Source organism: Streptococcus sp. 9.1(2021), from assembly GCF_030466425.1.
Taxonomy (GTDB): Bacteria; Bacillota; Bacilli; order Lactobacillales; family Streptococcaceae; genus Streptococcus; species Streptococcus wuxiensis.
Genome location: NZ_JAGQFU010000002.1, coordinates 135601 through 154623 on the forward strand (window position 1 = coordinate 135601; position 19023 = coordinate 154623).

Here is a 19023-nt window from a genome sequence, read left to right on the forward strand (position 1 = left end):
TAGGGCTTATTGTTTAGCTGCTTTTTTGATTGTTTCATTCGCTTTTTCAGTGAATGTCTTCAAAGCTGCAGCAGGTTGTTCGTCACCGTTAGACACTGATTGCAACATTGGGAACCATAGAGTTCTCATTTCAGCAAATCCGTCGATTGTGTTGTAGTATGGAGAGTAGTATTGAGTCCAACCACTGATTGTTTCCATACGTTTGTCGTCGTAAAGTTTTCCAAATGAAGTACGAACTGGGAAGGCACCTGTACGAACTACGTCTTTAGGACCCCATTCTTTATCATCAGCGATGAATTGGATGAATTTCTTAGCAGCAGCAACTTTCTTTTCATCTTTGTTGTTAAATACTGCAAATCCGTTTACAAGGTACTCAAGAGCTGGTTTGCCTGAATCAGATGGGAATGGAACTTCTACCACTTCAACTTTACTTGCTTCCAAGAGTTTAGCTTGGATACCGTTTTGAGCTGGTGCCCAAAGGATTGTGTATGATGTTTGACCGTTTGCAAAGTTTTGGATGTCTGCTCCACCGTCAAATTGTGAACCGTTGTTCAACAGACCATCTTTAATCCAGCTAGTTGCTTTTTCAAGACCTTTGACGAACTTAGGATCGTCAGTTGTGTATTTAGTAACTTCTTTGTCTGTTACAGAACCGCCGTAAAGGTTAGCGATGAAGGCACGTGTTCCTTGGTCTCCCCCTTGACCAGAACTGAACAATGAACCTGGAGTGTATCCTTTGTCTTTAAGTGCTTTCAAGACTTTTTCAAAATCATCTGTTGTCCAACCTTCTTTAACAAGGTTAGCTACACCAGCATCTTCCAACATTTTCTTGTTCATAGCCATGTAGAATGGTGCAGAACTGATTGGATACATGTATGCTTTATCGCCAGCTTTACTTGCTTGAATGATGTTTTCATTGTTAACATCTTTAACAAATTCATCTGTAAAGAGGTCATTCAACTCAGCTAATTTACCATTTTTACCGTAATTAATGATACGACCTGGTGCATCGAAAAGTACATCTGGAGCAGTTCCAGCTTCAATAGCTGTCGTGATTTTTTCTGGACCAGATTTGAAGTCGATTGTTTCTAGTTTAACTTTGATATCTGGGTTTGCTTTTTCGAAAGCTTCGATGATAGATTTTTCATAAGTTCCAACACCGTCACCAGATTTTTCTTGGGTGAAGACTGGGAAAGCCCACCAAGTGATTTCAGTTTTTCCTGCATCACTTGCAGCGTCTTTTTTAGCGTCTGATTTGCCACAAGCAGCAAGAGATAGAACAGCAGCACCCGCAAGTACTGTACAAGCTAGTTTTCTAAATTTCATTAGTATTCTCCTAAATGATGATGTGCGTATCCGAAACGGATAATGAGTATTGACAACTTTGTATACGTTTACATTTTGTTTTACGAATCAACCACTCTCCTCGTGTTTTAATTATCTTATTTGAGACCTGCAACAAATCGTTCCGTGATCTCTTTTGGTCTAGTAATAGCGCCACCAACTACGATGCCTCGCACTCCGTAACCTAGGATTTGCTTAGCCTGTTCTGGTGTATGAATTTTTCCTTCTGCGATGACGTCTACACCTGCATCGCATAGTTTCTTGATGAGTTCAAAATCTGGACCATCCACTTTTGGACTATAAGATGTGTAGCCTGACAAAGTTGTTCCGACAAAGTCGATTCCCGCCTCAACTGCTGTTAGTCCTTCTTCAAAGGTACTTGTGTCAGCCATCAAGAGTTGGTTTGGATATTTTTCTTTGACTTGACGGATAAATTCTTGAATCTCTAGGCCATCATGGCGTTCTCTCTTGGTACAATCTAGAGCGATTACCTCAATATCTAGAGCTGCTAGTTCATCAACTTCTTTCATAGTAGCTGTGATGAATGGTTCCTGTGGTGGATAATCACGTTTGATAATTCCGATAATCGGAAGATTTGTGACCTCTTTGATTTCCTTAATATCCCGAACACTATTTGCTCGGATACCGACTGCTCCACCTTGCTCAGCCGCTTTGACTAGCAAGGGCATTACACCTCCCGCTTCTGTATAAAGCGGTTCGTGAGGAAGTGCCTGACAAGAAACGATGATTCCATCTTTAATCTGCTCAATCAAAGCTTCTTTACTGATCTGTGGCATCCACTTTCCTCCTTTTCTTTTTTCTTATGAGCCTATTATATATCATTTTTAAAGCGCTTTCAATAACTTGTACTAGAATAGATTGAAGTTTCAAAACAATTTTATGAAACAGAATCTCCTGAAAGTAGTTTCAGAGAGAAAAACCCGAATTATAATCGCCTTCCGTCCGCTTATTTCTACTAGGATCTTCGCTTTCTACAAATAAAGAGCCTGTAACGAATGAACGTTACAGACCCTTCTAATATAAGTCTAAACTTTTTTTATAGAGACTTTTTAGATTCAATGTTACCATTAATCTTCTTTTTTCTTAGCCATTCCAAACAAGCCGAGAAGCATTCCAACCATTCCCACAGATACTAGAGGAGTTGAAACCTCACTTCCTGTTGCAGGGAGAGTTGGTTGTTGTGGTTGAGCTGCTGGAGCTTGATATGTCTTGTCTTGCTGTGCTACTAAAGTGACAAGCGGTTTTTCTTCAACCTTATATTCCGAAAGTTCGTTTTTGGCTGCTTCGACTGCATTTACTCCGCCTGTGAATTCTGGAAGCTCATTCTTGAGCGCTTCAACTGCGTTTACTCCGCCTGTGAATTCTGGAAGCTCATTCTTGAGTGCTTCAACTGCGTTTACTCCGCCTGTGAATTCTGGAAGCTCATTCTTGAGAGCTTCAACCGCGTTTACTCCGCCTGTGAATTCTGGAAGCTCATTCTTGAGCGCTTCAACTGCGTTTACTCCGCCTGTGAATTCTGGAAGCTCATGAACTGCAGCTTCGACTGCATTGACACCACCTTCGAATTCTGGGACTTCTACTGTTGGTGCCGCCTCATCACCTACTGTTGCACTAGGAACAGAGTGTTCAGGAAGCTCAGATTCAGATGATGCTTCACCATTTACATCACCTTCGAATTCTGGGACTTCTACTGTTGGTGCTGCTTCGTCACCTACTGTTCCAATAGGTTCAGTGTACTCAGGAAGTTCTGTTACAGCTGCTTCGTCACCATTGACACCACCTCTAAATTCTGGGACTTCATGGATTGCTGGTTCATCACCTGCTGTTCCAATAGCTTCAGTGTACTCAGGGAGCTCAGCCACAGCTGCTTCGTCACCATTGACACCACCTGTAAATTCTGGGACTTCATGGATTGCTGGTTCGTCACCATTAAAACCATTCGTAAGTTTAGTACCTACCACAGATACTGGCAAGTTATGCATACTTTCAATTGCACCCGCTTCAATAGCTGTAACTTTTTGACCGATATCTTCAGGAGCTATTGTAAATAGGAGAGTCTTAGTATCATACTGAGTCATGAAGGTTGCAGTCTTACCATTAGCTAGTTTGAGAGTTGGAGCTTGATTTACCAAGACTTCTGAATCAAATTCCATAGCAATAATGCCTGGCCATTTTTCCATAGCCGATGTAACTTTAACTTCTTTAGAAGCAAGTCTCTCTTTAGTTAGATAATCCCAGTTGAATTTCTTGAAGGATAGAGTATATGGATTGCCACCAGCTTCATGGTGTTCATACAAGAGACCAAATTCTTTTGGTCCAATTTGTTGAAGTGAGTTATAAGCGTACTCACCTTCTTGAATCAAATGATGGTGCAACCAAGTCAACTCGCCATCTTCTTCTACTCGAGCCACTCGAATATGGCCATTCTTACGACCTGGTCCATTAGCATTTGCTAGAAGGATATACTCCTTACCATCTTGAACCGTATGAGTCGCCGCCATTTGAACATAAACATCGGGTACATCATAGCGTGCTACATAGTTGTCCCATGTAATACCACCATCATTACTTGTCGCAACTTGCAAATCACCAGTCAAACCACGCATAAAGAGTTTTAACTGACCATTATTCAATTGAACAACAGAAGCTTCCGTATTTTGAGCGTAGTAATTGTTCATGTTGCTTGAATCAACTACTGTGCCATCATGAAGTGTACGATTGTCATTGACACCGCCACCCATATGCCAAGTCTTACCATGGTCATCTGAATAGATGATGCGAGATGATTGAGAACCGTTGAGGTGGTTAGTTCTGTTTGTCGTATAGACAGGGACAACAATCCGACCTTTATGAGGTCCATTCTGGAGGGTAATTCCCACTCCAGGTCCCACACCTAAGAATTTCATCCAATCAGCTTTAACCATTGGAGTAATATCTTGTGGCGCAGACCAAGTCTTACCATCATCATCACTGTAAGACATCCATAAGTAGCTGTCTTTAGCAATTCTAAATGGAGAAGTTTTATTGCTTGTAAAGTAGATATTTCCTAGTAGCTGCTCACCTTGATAAAGATCGCCTTTATCACTATAAGCAGGTTTGACAGGATTTACAACAACACGGTAATCCGTTGCCTGACCATCTGGTGTGTAGACAACACCATTTTCACGAATCGTATAGGCTCCATTTTCTCCTTCACGGTATAGAATTTGATACGTTTTTCCATCAATTTCCTTATAGGCAACTTCTCTTTCAGAAGACATTCCGAAGATTCCTTTACCTTCTGGGAACATATCGTAAACTGAGAAGATTCGTTTAGTTTCCGTATCTTGGACCAGAACCATATCGATGTTTACTGGTGAACCAATGTTTGGATCCTTGGCTTTTGGATTGTCACGTAGATTCGTAAGAGTGATGCGATCGCCCCATGTTTGGCCCTTGTCTTCACTTCGTTTAACGACCATACCGATATCACCCCAGTCAGAGTGGTGTAAGCGACGTTCGTCAGCACCAGCAATCAAAGTTCCCTTGTCAGTCTTAAGGAGGGCTGGAATACGATAGCTATTAATACCATCTGGATTTGACTGCCCATTCTTACCCGCTGTAAAGACATCTGTTTTTTTAGAAATTTCAGCCCCTTCTGGAAGTTCTTGCTTCAAGTCTCCTCTTTCAAATAATTGACTTCGTGTTCGAACTTCATCTTGTGTTAAGGCACGGTCGTAGACTGTTAGATTACGAACTTGTAGATTTGAGCCCCAAACTGTCTTGCTTCCTCGTTTGGTTGCTCCGATTTGAACGTGGTTAACATCTGGCATATCTTTGATGAATTTCCCAGATTTTAGACTTGTTCTAGACAAGACACCATTTACATATAGACGAACTCTTCCAGTAGGGACTTCAGTTGTTGGTTTTTCCACAGTAAAGGTAACTGAATTCCACTGACCTGGGCGAATCTTTAATGGCGCATCGGTGTATTTATCATAGAATTGCGCACCATTTGCATCACGACCTTCGATAAGGGCTGTATTATCAAAGACTGACATGGTGAAGTACTCATTTTCCTTGGTATCACTTGATACAGAGAAAAGATTGTAAAAACGTGGTGCCGATGCATCTGGTTTGAACTCCATATGCACTGTTGCATCTTGAAGTTTCTTTAGTTTCTCTAAGTCACTTGTAAGATCATCTCTCTGATTATTTTCTGCATTGGTTGTAACGTCATTTTTTTCTACGACAGTGTTGACATTTTCCAATTCTCTTGAGTAATAATCACGAGCGATAGCTTCTTGTTTCTCAGTTTCTTCTGTCTTATCAGTTTCAGCTACTGGAGTTTCAGTTTCTGTTGGTTTTTCAGTTTCTGTTGGTTTTTCAGAACCTGGATTTGCTTGTAGCTCCTCACGGTTAACTTCTGTTCCTTTGTCCGTCGCCGCTGCCAACTTATCAGCAAGTTCCTTATCTATGTTAGCCAGATTTCCTGATTCTACTTCTTTTGGCAATTCTGGCAAAGCTTGTCCAGCTGTTTCACCACTGGTTGCTGGAGCTTCTTGAGCTAAAACTGGTGACGCACCAAAAACAACTGCCCCAATGACTACTGATGCAGCTCCTACTGTAAACTTTCTAATTCCAAAACGTTGTTTCCGTTCAAAATCTCTCTGTGTCATATATTTCCTTCCATTATCCACGAAAATAAAGCGCTTTCTTTTTTGCTTAAAAATTTTAGCCCCTAGGACTTTGAGCAAGAAAGAAACTGTATTGTTGATGGGTTTTTCCCATTCTTTTCATCTGAAATGTGGCTGCCTTTATTTACTTCCTTCCAGTAAGCAACCATTTTACTCCTTTCGACTTGATGTTACACCTATTATATAATAAATATTCTAAATAATAGCCTTAATAAACTATAATAGAATTTACTTTCAGATATATTTTTATGTTTCAAGTTTTTTGAAACTACTTTCTGTACTCCTCAACAAAGAGAGCCCTGTTTTAGCAGGGCTCTTTTTCATTTTTTAATGACCTACATAGGTAAAGGGAATCTCACTACCACACAACCAATTGTAGACCTGGTCGTTAACATGGACATTCATAGCTTCATGTGCATATTCTGGCATGAGACGATAGCTCTTTTCACAATTCAAACGATTGTAAATAGCGAACTGGGTGATTGGATAGCAGACATCGTCATCAAGCCCTGTAATCATTCTCACCTCACCTTTAATGCGATGGGCAAGGTTTTTCACATCGATATAACCAAGCGTCTCCATGATTTGTTCTTCTGTCTCATGGAAAGGATCATGAAACTTAAAGTAACGAAAAAGCTCATCATAAGCTTCGCTGGTATTCCCAATTTCTAGCACTCGTCTAAAGTCTGACAAGAATGGATAGATAGCCACTGTTCGCTTGATACGTGGATTGAGACCAGCAGCCACTAGAGCCAAGGCTCCTCCTTGCGAAGCTCCATAACTAGCCAATTGCCCCTCATCTACTTGAGGGAGACTGGCTACAATCTCAATCAATTGATAAATATCAAGATAAACATCCTTATAGAAGAGTTGCTCTTTTCCTTCTACTGCACCACGGATGATTTGACCCTTAACTGTATTTCCGAGAGGCGAACGCAAGCCGTCTTGTGAGTAACCAGATTGCCCACGAACATCCATAGATACAACCCCATAACCAGCGACGGTAAAGGCTAGCATATCTGTCCAATCCCAGCAACGTCCCATATAACCATGGAAATGGAAAATGACTGGTACTTTCTCTTCTGATTTTGGTAAGACTACACGTGCATAAACAAGTCCATCACGTGTACCTTTAAAGGTTAACTCATAGCACTTAACATTTGGAATATGAAAGTCACGTTCCTCTAGTTGGTAGTCTTGCAAGACCGAAACCTTGTCAATCTCACCATCCCAAAAAGCATCAAAATCCTGAGGTACTTCATCTCTTCCTTTATATGTTTTCATTTCTTCTACTAATGCTGGATTTCTCATAGAACTCTCCTTTATTTTGTAACCGTTATCATAACTGTAGCACATATGAGGAAGCAATGCAAGAAAGAAAGGGAAACGGAAAGTGGATTTAATGTCCGACCCCAGCAAGAATCCCTCTGAAAGTAGTTTTAAAAAAATAAAAAAGAGCGATTTCGCTCTTTTCTTAGTATTTAGGAGAAGGTTGAGTTTCCTTTTGAAATGTCTTTTGGTAATTTACTTTAATAGTCATGAGAGAGTCCTCGTTTCTTTTTGATGACTCTAGTATAGATACTCACCCTAAAAGCAAACTTAACATTATCTTATAAAAAGCTTAATCCAGATATTCTTTCTTCTCGAGATGTAAGGCAATCATGTGCCACTCTGGATCCTCTCTCCAATTTGGGAGGGAGCTGATATAGCTAGCTACCTTTCTAGCTTCCTCAAGGATTGGGAAGTCTTCGATGATATCAGCTACATGGAACTCTGGTAGACCCGACTGTTTGGTCCCAAAAATTTCACCAGAACCCCGCATTTTCAAATCTTCTTCTGCAAGGACAAAACCATTGGTCGTTTCCGTCATGATACGCATGCGGTCTTTCCCAGAGTCAGTTTTTGGATTGGCCACTAGAACTGCATAGGACTGCTTGTCTCCACGACCGACACGACCTCTGAGCTGATGGAGCTGACTAAGTCCGAAACGGTCAGCATCCATGATAATCATGACTGTCGCATTTGGCACATTGACACCGACCTCGATAACCGTTGTAGAGACCAGGATATCTGTCTTTCTCTCTTTGAAATCCTGCATAATCTGGTCTTTTTCATCACTCTTCATCTTCCCATGTAAGAGAGCAACTTTTGCTTTTCCTTCAAAATGAGTTGTTAACTCCTCTGATAGAGCAATAGCATTTTTAAGATCCAAGGCTTCAGATTCTTCAATCAAAGGAGAGATAACATAGACTTGGGAGCCTTTCTGAATCTCACCCTCCAACCAAATCAAGACCTGTGGTAATTGCTCATGCTTGATCCAACGAGTTACGATCGGTTTACGCCCTGCTGGCATCTGGTCAATAATAGAAACATCCATATCCCCAAAGGCAGTAATGGCTAAGGTCCGTGGTATGGGAGTTGCCGTCATCATGAGGACATCTGGATTTTCACCTTTTTCCCGTAAAATACGCCTTTGCCCTACACCAAAGCGGTGTTGCTCATCGATGATAATCAAGCCGAGTTTAGCATAGTCCACGCCGTCTTGTATAAGAGCATGGGTACCAATGATTACATCAACTTGACTCTTAGCAATGCTTTCCAAGACCTTGCGTTTTTCTGCAGCTTTCAATGAACCTGTCAAGAGAGCTAATTTCAAATCAGGAAAGAGACTCTCTAGACTTTCAAAATGTTGCTCTGCAAGAATCTCTGTTGGAACCATGAGGGCGGCCTGGTAACCAGCCGTTACAGCAGCATACATGGCAAGACCTGCAACCACTGTCTTCCCGCTTCCTACATCCCCTTGTAAGAGTCGATTCATGTGGTGGTCCGACTTCATATCTGTTAGGATTTCTTGCAGGCTTTTTTCTTGGGCTTGGGTCAGAGCAAAGGGTAACTTTTCTTTTACTGCAGTTAATTTTTTCTGAGACCAGTTCAAGACCAGACCACTTCCATCAACCTTATTTTCAGACTTGAGGGTCTGTAATTGCATTTGGAAATAGAAGAGTTCCTCAAATTTGATTCGACGGAGAGCCTGTTTGTATTCTGCCAAATCCTTGGGAAAATGCATGGAACGAACAGCCTGACTACGGGGCATGAGTTTGTATTTATCGAGCAGGGACTGGGGGATGTTTTCTTCTATCAAGAGGTCCAGTCCCTGATCAAAGGCGGTCTTGATGACCTTAACAAGTCCTGCTTGACTGATACCTTGTGCGAGACGATAGACAGGTTGGAGGTCATCCTCGACTTGGGCTAAAACCTTCATTCCTGTGAGACTAGCCTTGGCACGATCCCACTTGCCAAAGACAGCCAAGGTTGCTCCTAGTTCAATCTTGTCTGCCAGGTAGGGTTGGTTAAAGAAGTTCACCGCAAACACAACCTCTCCCTGCTTGAGGTTAAAACGTAGGCGATTGCGCTTAAAACCATAATACTGAACACTGGCTGGTGTCACTACCTGACCAGACAGGACTGCCTTCTCACCGTCTTCTAGCTCTAGCACCTGCTTGGTCTTAAAATCTTCATAACGGAAAGGAAAGTAGAGCAAGAGATCTTGCAGGTTTTCAATTCCTAGTTTGGTATATTTCTCTGCAGATTTTGGTCCCACGCCAGGCAAGACATGCAAGGGTTGATGTAAATTCATGCTCCTCTCCTTTCCTTCGTTCTTTCTTTTAATGATATTCTCTCGGAACTCGATCACTGAGGAGACAAACCACCTCATAATTGATGGTTCCACGGTAAACTGCTACATCTGTTGCAGTAATTTCTTTATCACCGTCTGAGCCAATCAAAGTTACCTTGGTACCCAATGGGTAAAGCTTAGGTAAGCGAATGGTGATTTGGTCCATGGATACACGCCCTACGATGGGGCACAATAGCCCATCAACCAAAACTGAGAAATTCTGCATGTCTCGTGTCCAACCATCTGCATAACCGATTGGCAAAGTGGCAATGACTTGCTCACTGTCTGCCTGATAAGTCGCTCCGTAGCCCATACAAGCCCCTGCTGGAACTTTTTTGACATGAACGATGGCTGACTCCAAGGTTAAGGCTGGTTTTAGTTTATAAGGCAATTCCAAAACTTGTCCACTTGGATTGAGACCATACATGGAATCCCCCATGCGAACAGCATTAAAAATCGTTTCCGCATGCCATAAAGTAGTTGCGGAGTTACTAGCATGAACCAATTCTGGGACTTCCTTCAAGTCATCTAGGATTCCCTTGAAATACTCTAGCTGTTGCTTAAAGTAGGTATCCGACTCTTCATCTGCAGTAGCAAAGTGTGTAAAGATTCCCTCGACAGAAGCACCATGTCCCTTTAGTAAAGCTTGAGCTTTTGCTACCTCGTTTGCACTTCTAAAACCAATTCGTCCCATGCCTGAGTCAATCTTAAGGTGAACGGTTAAACCAGCTAAGTCTGACTCAGTATCAAGGAGATTCTTAATCCATTCCAATCCTGCCACTGTCAAGGTAATATCAAAATCCTTAGCCAATGAAAAAGATTCGACCTCAGATACTCCTAAAATAAGAATTTTCTTAGCGATACCTGCCTGACGGAGTTCGATGGCTTCATCAATATTTGACACACAATAGCCATCTACATCATCCTGGATAGCTCTTGCAACAGCTATCGCTCCATGTCCATAGGCATTGGCTTTCACAACCGCCCATTTGAGGGTGCCTTTAGGAATGTGTGCTCCCATTTGTTGGATATTGTAGCGGATTGCTTCTAGATTAATAAGGGCCTTGGTTGGTCTATGTGGACTAGTTTTCATGATTTTCCTCCAAAATAACACTAGCTGTCACAAACTGTTCTGTATGGCTAATCGATAACCAAACATTTCCTGAAAATGGGGATTTGCTGAAGTAGGGAGCTCCCTTTTCATCGTTCAATACTTCCAAATCCTGAAAGCCTAGCTTCCCAATTCCCGTTCCCATAGCCTTTGAGAAAGCTTCTTTAGCTGACCAACGACCAGCCAAATACTCAATCTGTCTGCGACCTTTGAGACTGGCAAAGCGCTCCATTTCCTTGTCTGTCAAGACACGCTGCGCAAAGCCTTCTCTTTTTTCAACTGCATTTTGTATAGAAGCTAATTCTTCAATATCGATTCCGTGTCCAACTATCATTTTCATCAAAAGGAGTTGAGATTCCCCCAACTCCATCCTTTTCACTTATTTTGTTAAGGTAGAATAGATTTCTTCTACTAAAGCTACTGTATTTTCCCAGCCCAAACATGGGTCTGTAATGGAACGTCCAAAGATTTCTGGCTGGTTTTGGCGCCCATCTGCTAAGTAAGACTCGATCATGAAGCCTCGAATTGTCTTCTTAATCTTTTCATTCCAGTCACGGTTGAGAAGAGTTTGGCGAACAATGCGAACTTGCTCCATATACTGTTTCCCTGAATTATCATGGTTAGTATCAATCATGATAAAGGGATTTTCGAGCCCCATAGACTCATAACGACCGATGGCATTTAAGAGGGTTTCATAGTAGAAGTTAGGTTCATTTTTCCCATATTCATTCATAGCTCCACGAAGGATGACGTGAGCCAAGGGATTTCCTGAAGTTTCAACTTCTTGACCATGAAAGAGAAAGGTTTGTTTGTTTTGTGCAGCATAGATGGCATTAAACATCACAGATAGGTTTCCAGATGTTGGGTTCTTCATCCCTACTGGTGCATCGATTCCTGAAGCTACAAAACGGTGTTCTTGGTCTTCTACTGAACGCGCACCCACTGCATGATAACTCACCAAGTCGTCAACCAAGACGAGATTGGCTGGATAAAGCATTTCATCTGCTGTAGTCAATCCTGTTTCTGTAATCACCCGATAATGAAGCTGACGAACAGCCTGTAAACCATTGATTAAGCTTGGAGCTTTAGAAGTATCTGGCTGATGAACCAAGCCCTTGTAGCCATCTCCATTGGTACGTGGTTTGGCCGTGTAAACACGCATGACCATGAAAATCTTATCCGCCACTTTTTTCTGCAAGTCTGCTAAACGACGGGCATACTCTAGAACTGCTTCTTCATTATCAGACGAACAAGGCCCAATGACCAAAAGGATACGATCATCCTTACCTGAAAGGATATCTGCTAATTCTTGATCACGGCTTTCCTTATGCTGCAAGGTTTCTGCAGATAGCCGTGTTTCCGCCTTAATCGCTTCAATATCGATTTCTTGACCTTTCTCGATAAATGCCATATTATTCTCCTAGTCTTTGGTAGATTTCGCGAACAAGAGCTTCCGTATTTTCCCATCCTAGACATGGATCGGTGATAGATTTTCCAAAGACCTCTGGTTCATTTTGACGACCATCTTCTAGATATGACTCAATCATGAAACCACGGACATATTTTTTAATCTTTTCATTCCAATCACGGTTAATTAAAGTCTGGCGAACGATACGAATCTGCTCCATATACTGTTTCCCTGAGTTATCATGGTTGGTATCAATAATGATGAATGGATTCTCAAGTACCATCTTTTCATACTGAGCAATAGTATCCATCAAATTATCGTAGTAGTAGTTAGGAATGTTTTTCCCGTACTCGTTAAGAGCTCCACGGAGAATAGCATGCGATAGAGGATTTCCAGTAGTTTCGACTTCTTTCCCTAGGAAAAGAAAACTCTGCTTGTTTTGAGCTGCATAAATACCGTTAAACATGACATTGAGATTTCCTGAGGTTGGATTTTTAAAACCTGTCGCAAAATCTGCTCCACTAGCTACAAAACGGTGTTGTTGATCTTCGACTGAACGGGCTCCAACTGCCATATAAGAAATCAAATCATCTACTAAAGGAAGGTTCTCTGGGTACAACATTTCATCTGCTGTTGTCATTCCTGTTTCAGAAATAACACGGTAGTGCAGATGACGAACCGCCTTGATCCCATTGATGAGGCTAGGCGCTTCTTTGGCATTTGGCTGGTGAATCAATCCCTTATATCCGTCACCGTTAGTACGTGGTTTAGCAGTGTAGACACGCATGACCATAAAGACGCGGTCTTTGACTTCTTCTTGCAGTTTTGACAAACGCTTAGCATACTCAAGAACCGCCTCTTCATTATCAGACGAACACGGACCAATCACCAACAAGATGCGTTGGTCTTCCCCACGAATAATCGCTTCAAGCTCTTGATCACGTTGGAGTTTGTTCGCAAGTACTTGTCCTTCTAGTTTAGACAAACTACGAACTTCATCAATATTAATTTTAGGGCTTTTTGCTGTAAATACCATTATTCATCTCCTTATAAAGCAAACGGACGCCAAGCGAAAATTCACTTTTCACTAGGCATCCGCCTGAAAATTAGTCGTTCTTAACGTCGTTTACCGTGACAGTTTTTAAATTTCTTACCAGATCCACATGGGCACAAGTCATTACGTTTTACTTGGCTGAGGTCCAAATCAGCTGGAAGATTTGTCTGTTGAGCAGCAATATTTCGAGTTGCTGTCGTACTAATATGATGTTCGGTCTGTGGTCGTTCTTGTTCATGAATTTGTGCTTTCATCATCAAGCGAGTCACATCAAACTCAATCGAACCAATCATATCATTAAACATACGGAAGCCTTCCGCTTGATATTCCACGACAGGGTTGTTTTGGGCATAACCACGAAGACCAACAGCATTTCTCAACTGATCAAGGGCATCGATATGGTCAGTCCACTTGTTATCTACAACACGTAGAATCAAGACTTTCTGGAATTCTTTCACTGCTTCTTCGTCACGAAGTTTAGCAACTTGGCTATCGTAGACTTTCAATGCACGTTGGTATAATTCATCCTTGATAGCTTGGTCTGATAAACCTTCTAGGTCTGAAAGTGAAATTGAATCTTCTGGAAGCAAATTGTACTTGGCAAAGTTCAAGATTGCTTCAAGCTTTTCATCTTGTTTAGAACGAGCATGGCCATCGACAATTCGTCCAATCGTACGGCGAATCATAGCATGAATTTCAGGAGCCAAGTCACGTTCTGCAGTGATAACTTCATAACGTTGTGCGTAGATAATCTCACGTTGTTCACGCATAACGTCATCATATTGGAGGACTTGTTTACGAGTATCGTAGTTATTTCCTTCAACACGTTTTTGCGCTGCTTCGACCTGACGTGTCAACATACGAGATTCGATGGCTTCGTCAGACATATTAAGACGTTCAAAGACACCTTTCAAACGTTCTGAACCAAAACGTTTCATCAAATCATCTTCGAGCGACAAGTAGAATTGTGACTCACCTGGGTCACCTTGACGGCCTGAACGTCCACGAAGCTGGTTATCTATACGACGGCTTTCATGACGCTCTGTACCGATAACACAAAGTCCACCAAGCTCACGAACACCTTCACCAAGTTTAATATCGGTACCACGACCGGCCATGTTTGTTGCGATAGTCACCGCACCACGTTGACCAGCATTCATAATGATTTGTGCTTCTCTGTAGTGGTTTTTAGCATTCAATACTTCGTGAGGCACGCCTGCTTCAACCAATTTCTTAGAAAGAAAATCACTGGTTTCAACGGCAACAGTACCTACCAAGACTGGTTGACCTTTTTGGTAACGAGCCTTAACATCTTCTACTACAGCCTTGAATTTTGCATCGAGGCTAGCGTAAAGAAGGTCTGAATGGTCGATACGTTGGATCGGACGGTTTGTAGGAATTGGAATAACACGGATGTTGTAGATTTCGCGGAATTCTTCTTCTTCTGTTTTACCAGTACCTGTCATACCTGCCAATTTTTTATACATACGGAAAAGGTTTTGGTAGGTAATCGATGCTGATGTCTTAGTTTCATCTTGGATTGGCACACCTTCTTTAGCTTCAATCGCTTGGTGCAATCCGTCAGAGTATCGACGACCTTCCATAGTACGACCTGTAAATTGGTCGACAATCAAAATTTCTTGTTCTTCGCTGACCACATAGTCAATATCAAGAATCATGATGTAGTTGGCACGAAGGGCGTTGTCGATAAAGTGAGTCAAAGCCACATTTTCGATATCATAAAGGTTTTCTAGTTTGAAGTAGCTTTCAGCCTTGTCAATACCTGAGTCAGACAAACCGATTGTCTTAGACTGAATATCAATGATGTAGTCATCTTTATCCAAAGACTTCACAAAATGGTCAGCCATGTGGTAGAGTTGACTTGTTTCAACTGCATTAGCTCCTGAAACGATCAATGGTGTACGAGCTTCGTCGATCAAGATAGAGTCAACCTCATCGACCAAGGCATAGTTAAGTGGGCGTTGAACCATGTTCTCCGCACGAACCACCATGTTATCACGAAGATAGTCGAAACCAATTTCTGAGTTTGTTGAGTAAGTAATATCACAGAGATAAGCTTCTTTTTTCTCCATTGGAGATTTCGCAGCCAAGTTGATCCCTACTGACAAACCAAGCCATGAGTACAACTCACCCATCTCAGTCGCGTCACGTTCTGTAAGGTATTCGTTGACGGTAACTACGTGTACACCTTTACCTGAAAGAGCGTTTAGGTAAACAGGCATTGTCGCTGTCAAGGTTTTCCCTTCCCCTGTACGCATTTCTGGAACGTCACCGTGGTGAAGAACGATACCACCCATAACCTGAACCTTGTATGGGAAAAGTCCAAGAACACGCTTAGCTCCCTCACGTACAACCGCAAAGGCTTCGTACAAGAGTTGATCAAGCGTTTCACCATTTTGATAACGTTGCTTAAATTCTTCTGTCTTAGCTTGCAACTGCTCGTCTGTCAAAGCAGCCATTTCATCTTCGTATTTGAGGACTTTATCAGCCATCTTTTCTAAGCGGCGAAGTTCCCCTTTATCATTTTCGATGATTGTTTTTAATAAATTTGCCATTTTTTTCCTTACTTTAAATTCTGAATATTTTAGAATGTTCTTTTTATTGTAGCATATTTGCCCAGCTTTTTCAAGAAAGAATCCGTGTTTATACAAGCTAAAAAAGGCTCATTTAGAGCCTTTTTTTGTAAATGTTCAAACTATTGCTAATCATTGATTTTCTTTTAGAAATTTCAAGCCTATTCTTTAGTTGTAGAAGTACTAAAATCAACCTTTGGAGCTGTCTTGGCTTCTTCGCTTTCTTTAAAGGTTTCTGCCTCTTTAAAGTTCATCATGTTAGCAAAAAGAACTGTTGGGAAGCTTCTTAATTTTTGATTGTATTCTGTTGCAGCTTGGTTATAATCCTTACGGGCTACAAAAATACGGTTTTCACTTCCAGCCAACTCCGTCATGAGTTGTTCCACATTTTGATTGCTCTTGAGCTCTGGATAATTTTCTGTTAGCGAGATCAATCGTGAAATAGCGGAACTCAACTCTCCTTGAGCCTCTTGATTTTCTTTTGAAGTTACGGAGCCATTCCCAATTTTAGCACGAGCTTCTGCAATTTGGGTAAAGACTTCTGTCTCATGGTTCATCTGACCTTTTACAGACTCTACCAAATTTCCAATCAAGTCAGAACGACGTTGAAGAGCTGTTGCTACATCTGCTTGCGCTTGTTCTACCTTGGTTTGTTCGGAGACAAGTCCGTTATAAGTGCCTACTACTGAGCAACCGCCAAGCAAGATAATAGCCAGCAAAATGCTCAACACATAAATAATTCCTTTATTTTTCATATCTAAACCTACTTAATTCCTTAATTTTTACACGATCATTACCAATCATCGGATGAACCACCGCCATCGAAGCCGCCACCGTCCCAGCTACTAGAGGAGTCTGATCCTGAGTCGGACCAAGATGAACCTGAGTCAGATGAGTCACTAAACCACCATCCTCCGTCAGAGGAATCTCCTCCTCGGCCACCGCCGCCTCCTCTAATAATGGCTATAAATACGACAATGAAATAAATGATTATCCCGACTCCGAACACATTGTCCATAGGGTCACTGTTCTTACGATGACTAGACGAGCTACTATTGCGACTCGATTTCTTCCCACTGATGCTATCAGAATAACGTTTTATTTCAGAGGAATCATCAGATGGAAATGTTCCACTTCCTCTATAAAACTGATTGTCCAAGCCTTTGGCAATCGCTAGAATTCCTTTACTATAGTCACCAGTTTTAAAATCTGTACGACTGGCTGCCAAGATCTGCTTGGTTTGATAGTCCGTTATTCTAATGGCGGTGTTATTACTGGTTTCAATTCTTGATTTACGGTCTTGAACGGCTACTACAATGAGACTTCCAAAATTATCTCCTGAATAGCCAATCTTCCAAGCCCTGGCAGTTTCATTAGCCACCGTTTCAATGCTTTCTCCTTCCAGACTGTCTACGATATAGACCCCTATTTGAAGCTTTTCTGCCTTTTGACTATTGGCTTCATTCAAATCACGAATCTGAGTAACTACTTCCTCTGTCAAATAATGATTTGGATCATAGATACCATAGTCTGGTTTTTCAGGTGCTGTGAATGCTGACAAGAAGAGAAATACCATCAGCAATCCAAGTAAATGCACCACGAATCGATTCTTTAACAATCTATCTTTTTTCATAATAACCTCCTTATGCAAGGAAAATTGTTTAGAGCATTATAGCATTTTGAACCTTACAAAGAAAGTACGTTTTCATTACAAATCCATGACAAGGACCAGGAAAATGATGTTAATTTGATGACAAATTTAGTTCTAGTCTCTTGATGTTGTTCCCAAAAAAGAAGGTCCGAGAACCTTCTTCTTTTTATTTTTTTATTTCCGTTTTCTTGCGATCAAATGGATTGGTGTCCCTTCAAAGACAAAGGCTTTGCGGATTTGATTTTCCAAGAAACGCAAGTAAGAGAAGTGCATAAGTTCTTCTTCGTTGACAAAGATCACAAAGGTCGGTGGTTTGGTTGCCACTTGTGTCGCATAGAAGATCTTGAGGCGTTTCCCTTTATCAGTCGGTGTTGGATTGATGGCAATAGCGTCCATAATGACATCATTCAAGACAGCCGATGGGATACGAGTGTTTTGACTTTCACTAATTTGTTTGATCATCTCTGGCAGTTTATGGAGACGTTGCTTGGTCAAAGCTGATACAAAGATAATCGGTGCGTAAGGCAAGTATTGGAACTGCTCACGGATATCCTCTTCCCAGTTTTTCATGGTGTGGTTATCTTTTTCAAGGGTATCCCACTTATTGACCACGATAATCATCCCTTTACCAGCTTCGTGGGCAAATCCAGCGATACGCTTGTCGTACTCACGGATACCTTCTTCAGCATTGAGGACCATCAAGACTACATCTGAACGGTCAATAGCACGCATGGCACGCATGACTGAGTATTTCTCTGTGTTTTCATAGACTTTACCAGACTTACGCATACCAGCCGTATCAATCATGGTAAACTCTTGGCCATCCGCATCTGTAAAATGTGTATCAATGGCATCACGAGTTGTACCAGCAACAGGACTGGCAATCACGCGGTCTTCTCCCAAAATGGCATTGATCAAGCTAGATTTTCCGACATTCGGGCGACCAATCAAGCTGAATTTAATGACATCTGGATTTTCATCTTCGACTTCATGTGGAAGATTTTCGACGATGGCATCTAGTACATCCCCTGTACCAATCCCGTGCACAGATGAAATTGGCAATGGTTCTCCCAATCCAAGAGCATAGAAATCATAGATATCATTTCGCATCTCTGGATTATCAACCTTGTTGACCGCGAGGATAACAGGTTTATGAGTTTTATAGAGTTTACGGGCTACGTATTCATCTGCATCCGTAATTCCTTCTTTACCGGAAACCACAAAAACGATGACATCAGCTTCTTCCATAGCAATCTCTGCCTGGTGCTTGATTTGTTCCATAAATGGAGCATCAACATCATCAATCCCTCCAGTATCAATCATACTGAAAGAACGGTTAAGCCATTCACCAGTAGCATAGATACGGTCCCGTGTCACTCCTTCGACATCTTCTACGATTGAGATGCGTTCCCCTGCAATACGATTAAACAGGGTTGATTTCCCAACATTGGGACGTCCTACGATGGCAACAGTTGGTAAGGCCATGTT

General features: G+C 41.6%; 13 protein-coding genes. All 13 read right to left on the reverse strand.

Translation table 11 applies throughout. The annotated features are described in order from the left end of the window. Positions 1-6: 6 nt before the first annotated feature. A complete protein-coding gene (locus KBU52_RS06360) occupies positions 7-1326 on the reverse strand; it encodes an ABC transporter substrate-binding protein (RefSeq protein ID WP_006149425.1) in 1320 nt (439 codons plus the stop codon). A 116-nt stretch (positions 1327-1442) separates the two neighbouring features. Beyond that, entirely contained in the window at positions 1443-2141 is a 699-nt protein-coding gene (locus tag KBU52_RS06365) for an N-acetylmannosamine-6-phosphate 2-epimerase (protein WP_223334651.1), read from the reverse strand. A 291-nt stretch (positions 2142-2432) separates the two neighbouring features. Continuing rightward, positions 2433-6023 (reverse strand): SIALI-17 repeat-containing surface protein, encoded by a 3591-nt coding sequence (locus KBU52_RS06370; RefSeq protein WP_254724829.1) that lies wholly within the window; start codon positions 6021-6023, stop codon positions 2433-2435. Positions 6024-6368: 345 nt separating this feature from the next. After that, entirely contained in the window at positions 6369-7352 is a 984-nt protein-coding gene (locus KBU52_RS06375; protein WP_254724830.1) for an acetylxylan esterase, read from the reverse strand. Positions 7353-7662: 310 nt separating this feature from the next. Then, complete coding sequence (gene recG, locus KBU52_RS06380; protein ID WP_301796889.1) at positions 7663-9756, reverse strand: ATP-dependent DNA helicase RecG; 2094 nt, start codon at positions 9754-9756, stop codon at positions 7663-7665. Then, positions 9707-10810, reverse strand: coding sequence for an alanine racemase (gene alr / locus KBU52_RS06385; RefSeq protein ID WP_254724832.1), 1104 nt, complete (start codon positions 10808-10810; stop codon positions 9707-9709). The genes recG and alr overlap by 50 nt, the downstream gene beginning before the upstream one ends. Further along, complete coding sequence (gene acpS / locus KBU52_RS06390; protein ID WP_036759080.1) at positions 10800-11162, reverse strand: holo-ACP synthase; 363 nt, start codon at positions 11160-11162, stop codon at positions 10800-10802. Before acpS ends, alr begins: the two co-directional genes overlap by 11 nt. A gap of 45 nt (positions 11163-11207) precedes the next feature. Beyond that, positions 11208-12239 (reverse strand): 3-deoxy-7-phosphoheptulonate synthase, encoded by a 1032-nt coding sequence (locus KBU52_RS06395; protein WP_254724833.1) that lies wholly within the window; start codon positions 12237-12239, stop codon positions 11208-11210. A gap of 1 nt (position 12240) precedes the next feature. Beyond that, entirely contained in the window at positions 12241-13272 is a 1032-nt protein-coding gene (locus tag KBU52_RS06400) for a 3-deoxy-7-phosphoheptulonate synthase (protein WP_006152856.1), read from the reverse strand. 80 nt (positions 13273-13352) lie between these two features. Continuing rightward, entirely contained in the window at positions 13353-15866 is a 2514-nt protein-coding gene (gene secA, locus KBU52_RS06405) for a preprotein translocase subunit SecA (protein ID WP_006152797.1), read from the reverse strand. A 179-nt stretch (positions 15867-16045) separates the two neighbouring features. Further along, positions 16046-16639 (reverse strand): LemA family protein, encoded by a 594-nt coding sequence (locus tag KBU52_RS06410; protein WP_006152901.1) that lies wholly within the window; start codon positions 16637-16639, stop codon positions 16046-16048. Between the two features lie 38 nt (positions 16640-16677). Next, positions 16678-17517 carry a YgcG family protein gene (locus tag KBU52_RS06415; protein WP_254724834.1) on the reverse strand — a complete coding sequence of 280 codons (840 nt, stop codon included), beginning with the start codon at positions 17515-17517 and terminating at the stop codon, positions 16678-16680. A 192-nt stretch (positions 17518-17709) separates the two neighbouring features. Then, the gene (gene der, locus KBU52_RS06420; RefSeq protein WP_004250788.1) at positions 17710-19020 is read right to left on the reverse strand and encodes a ribosome biogenesis GTPase Der; all 1311 of its coding nucleotides are present in this window, start codon (positions 19018-19020) and stop codon (positions 17710-17712) included. Positions 19021-19023 lie beyond the last annotated feature (3 nt).

Bases quoted from the DNA above. Each gene is read 5' to 3' on its own strand.
- alr (WP_254724832.1), bottom strand. From the start codon at position 10,810: ATGAAAACTAGTCCACATAGACCAACCAAGGCCCTTATTAATCTAGAA.
- recG (WP_301796889.1), bottom strand. From the start codon at position 9,756: ATGAGGTGGTTTGTCTCCTCAGTGATCGAGTTCCGAGAGAATATCATT.
- KBU52_RS06375 (WP_254724830.1), bottom strand. From the start codon at position 7,352: ATGAGAAATCCAGCATTAGTAGAAGAAATGAAAACATATAAAGGAAGA.
- der (WP_004250788.1), bottom strand. From the start codon at position 19,020: ATGGCCTTACCAACTGTTGCCATCGTAGGACGTCCCAATGTTGGGAAA.
- KBU52_RS06410 (WP_006152901.1), bottom strand. From the start codon at position 16,639: ATGAAAAATAAAGGAATTATTTATGTGTTGAGCATTTTGCTGGCTATT.
- KBU52_RS06370 (WP_254724829.1), bottom strand. From the start codon at position 6,023: ATGACACAGAGAGATTTTGAACGGAAACAACGTTTTGGAATTAGAAAG.
- acpS (WP_036759080.1), bottom strand. From the start codon at position 11,162: ATGATAGTTGGACACGGAATCGATATTGAAGAATTAGCTTCTATACAA.
- KBU52_RS06365 (WP_223334651.1), bottom strand. From the start codon at position 2,141: ATGCCACAGATCAGTAAAGAAGCTTTGATTGAGCAGATTAAAGATGGA.
- KBU52_RS06415 (WP_254724834.1), bottom strand. From the start codon at position 17,517: ATGAAAAAAGATAGATTGTTAAAGAATCGATTCGTGGTGCATTTACTT.
- KBU52_RS06395 (WP_254724833.1), bottom strand. From the start codon at position 12,239: ATGGCATTTATCGAGAAAGGTCAAGAAATCGATATTGAAGCGATTAAG.
- secA (WP_006152797.1), bottom strand. From the start codon at position 15,866: ATGGCAAATTTATTAAAAACAATCATCGAAAATGATAAAGGGGAACTT.
- KBU52_RS06360 (WP_006149425.1), bottom strand. From the start codon at position 1,326: ATGAAATTTAGAAAACTAGCTTGTACAGTACTTGCGGGTGCTGCTGTT.
- KBU52_RS06400 (WP_006152856.1), bottom strand. From the start codon at position 13,272: ATGGTATTTACAGCAAAAAGCCCTAAAATTAATATTGATGAAGTTCGT.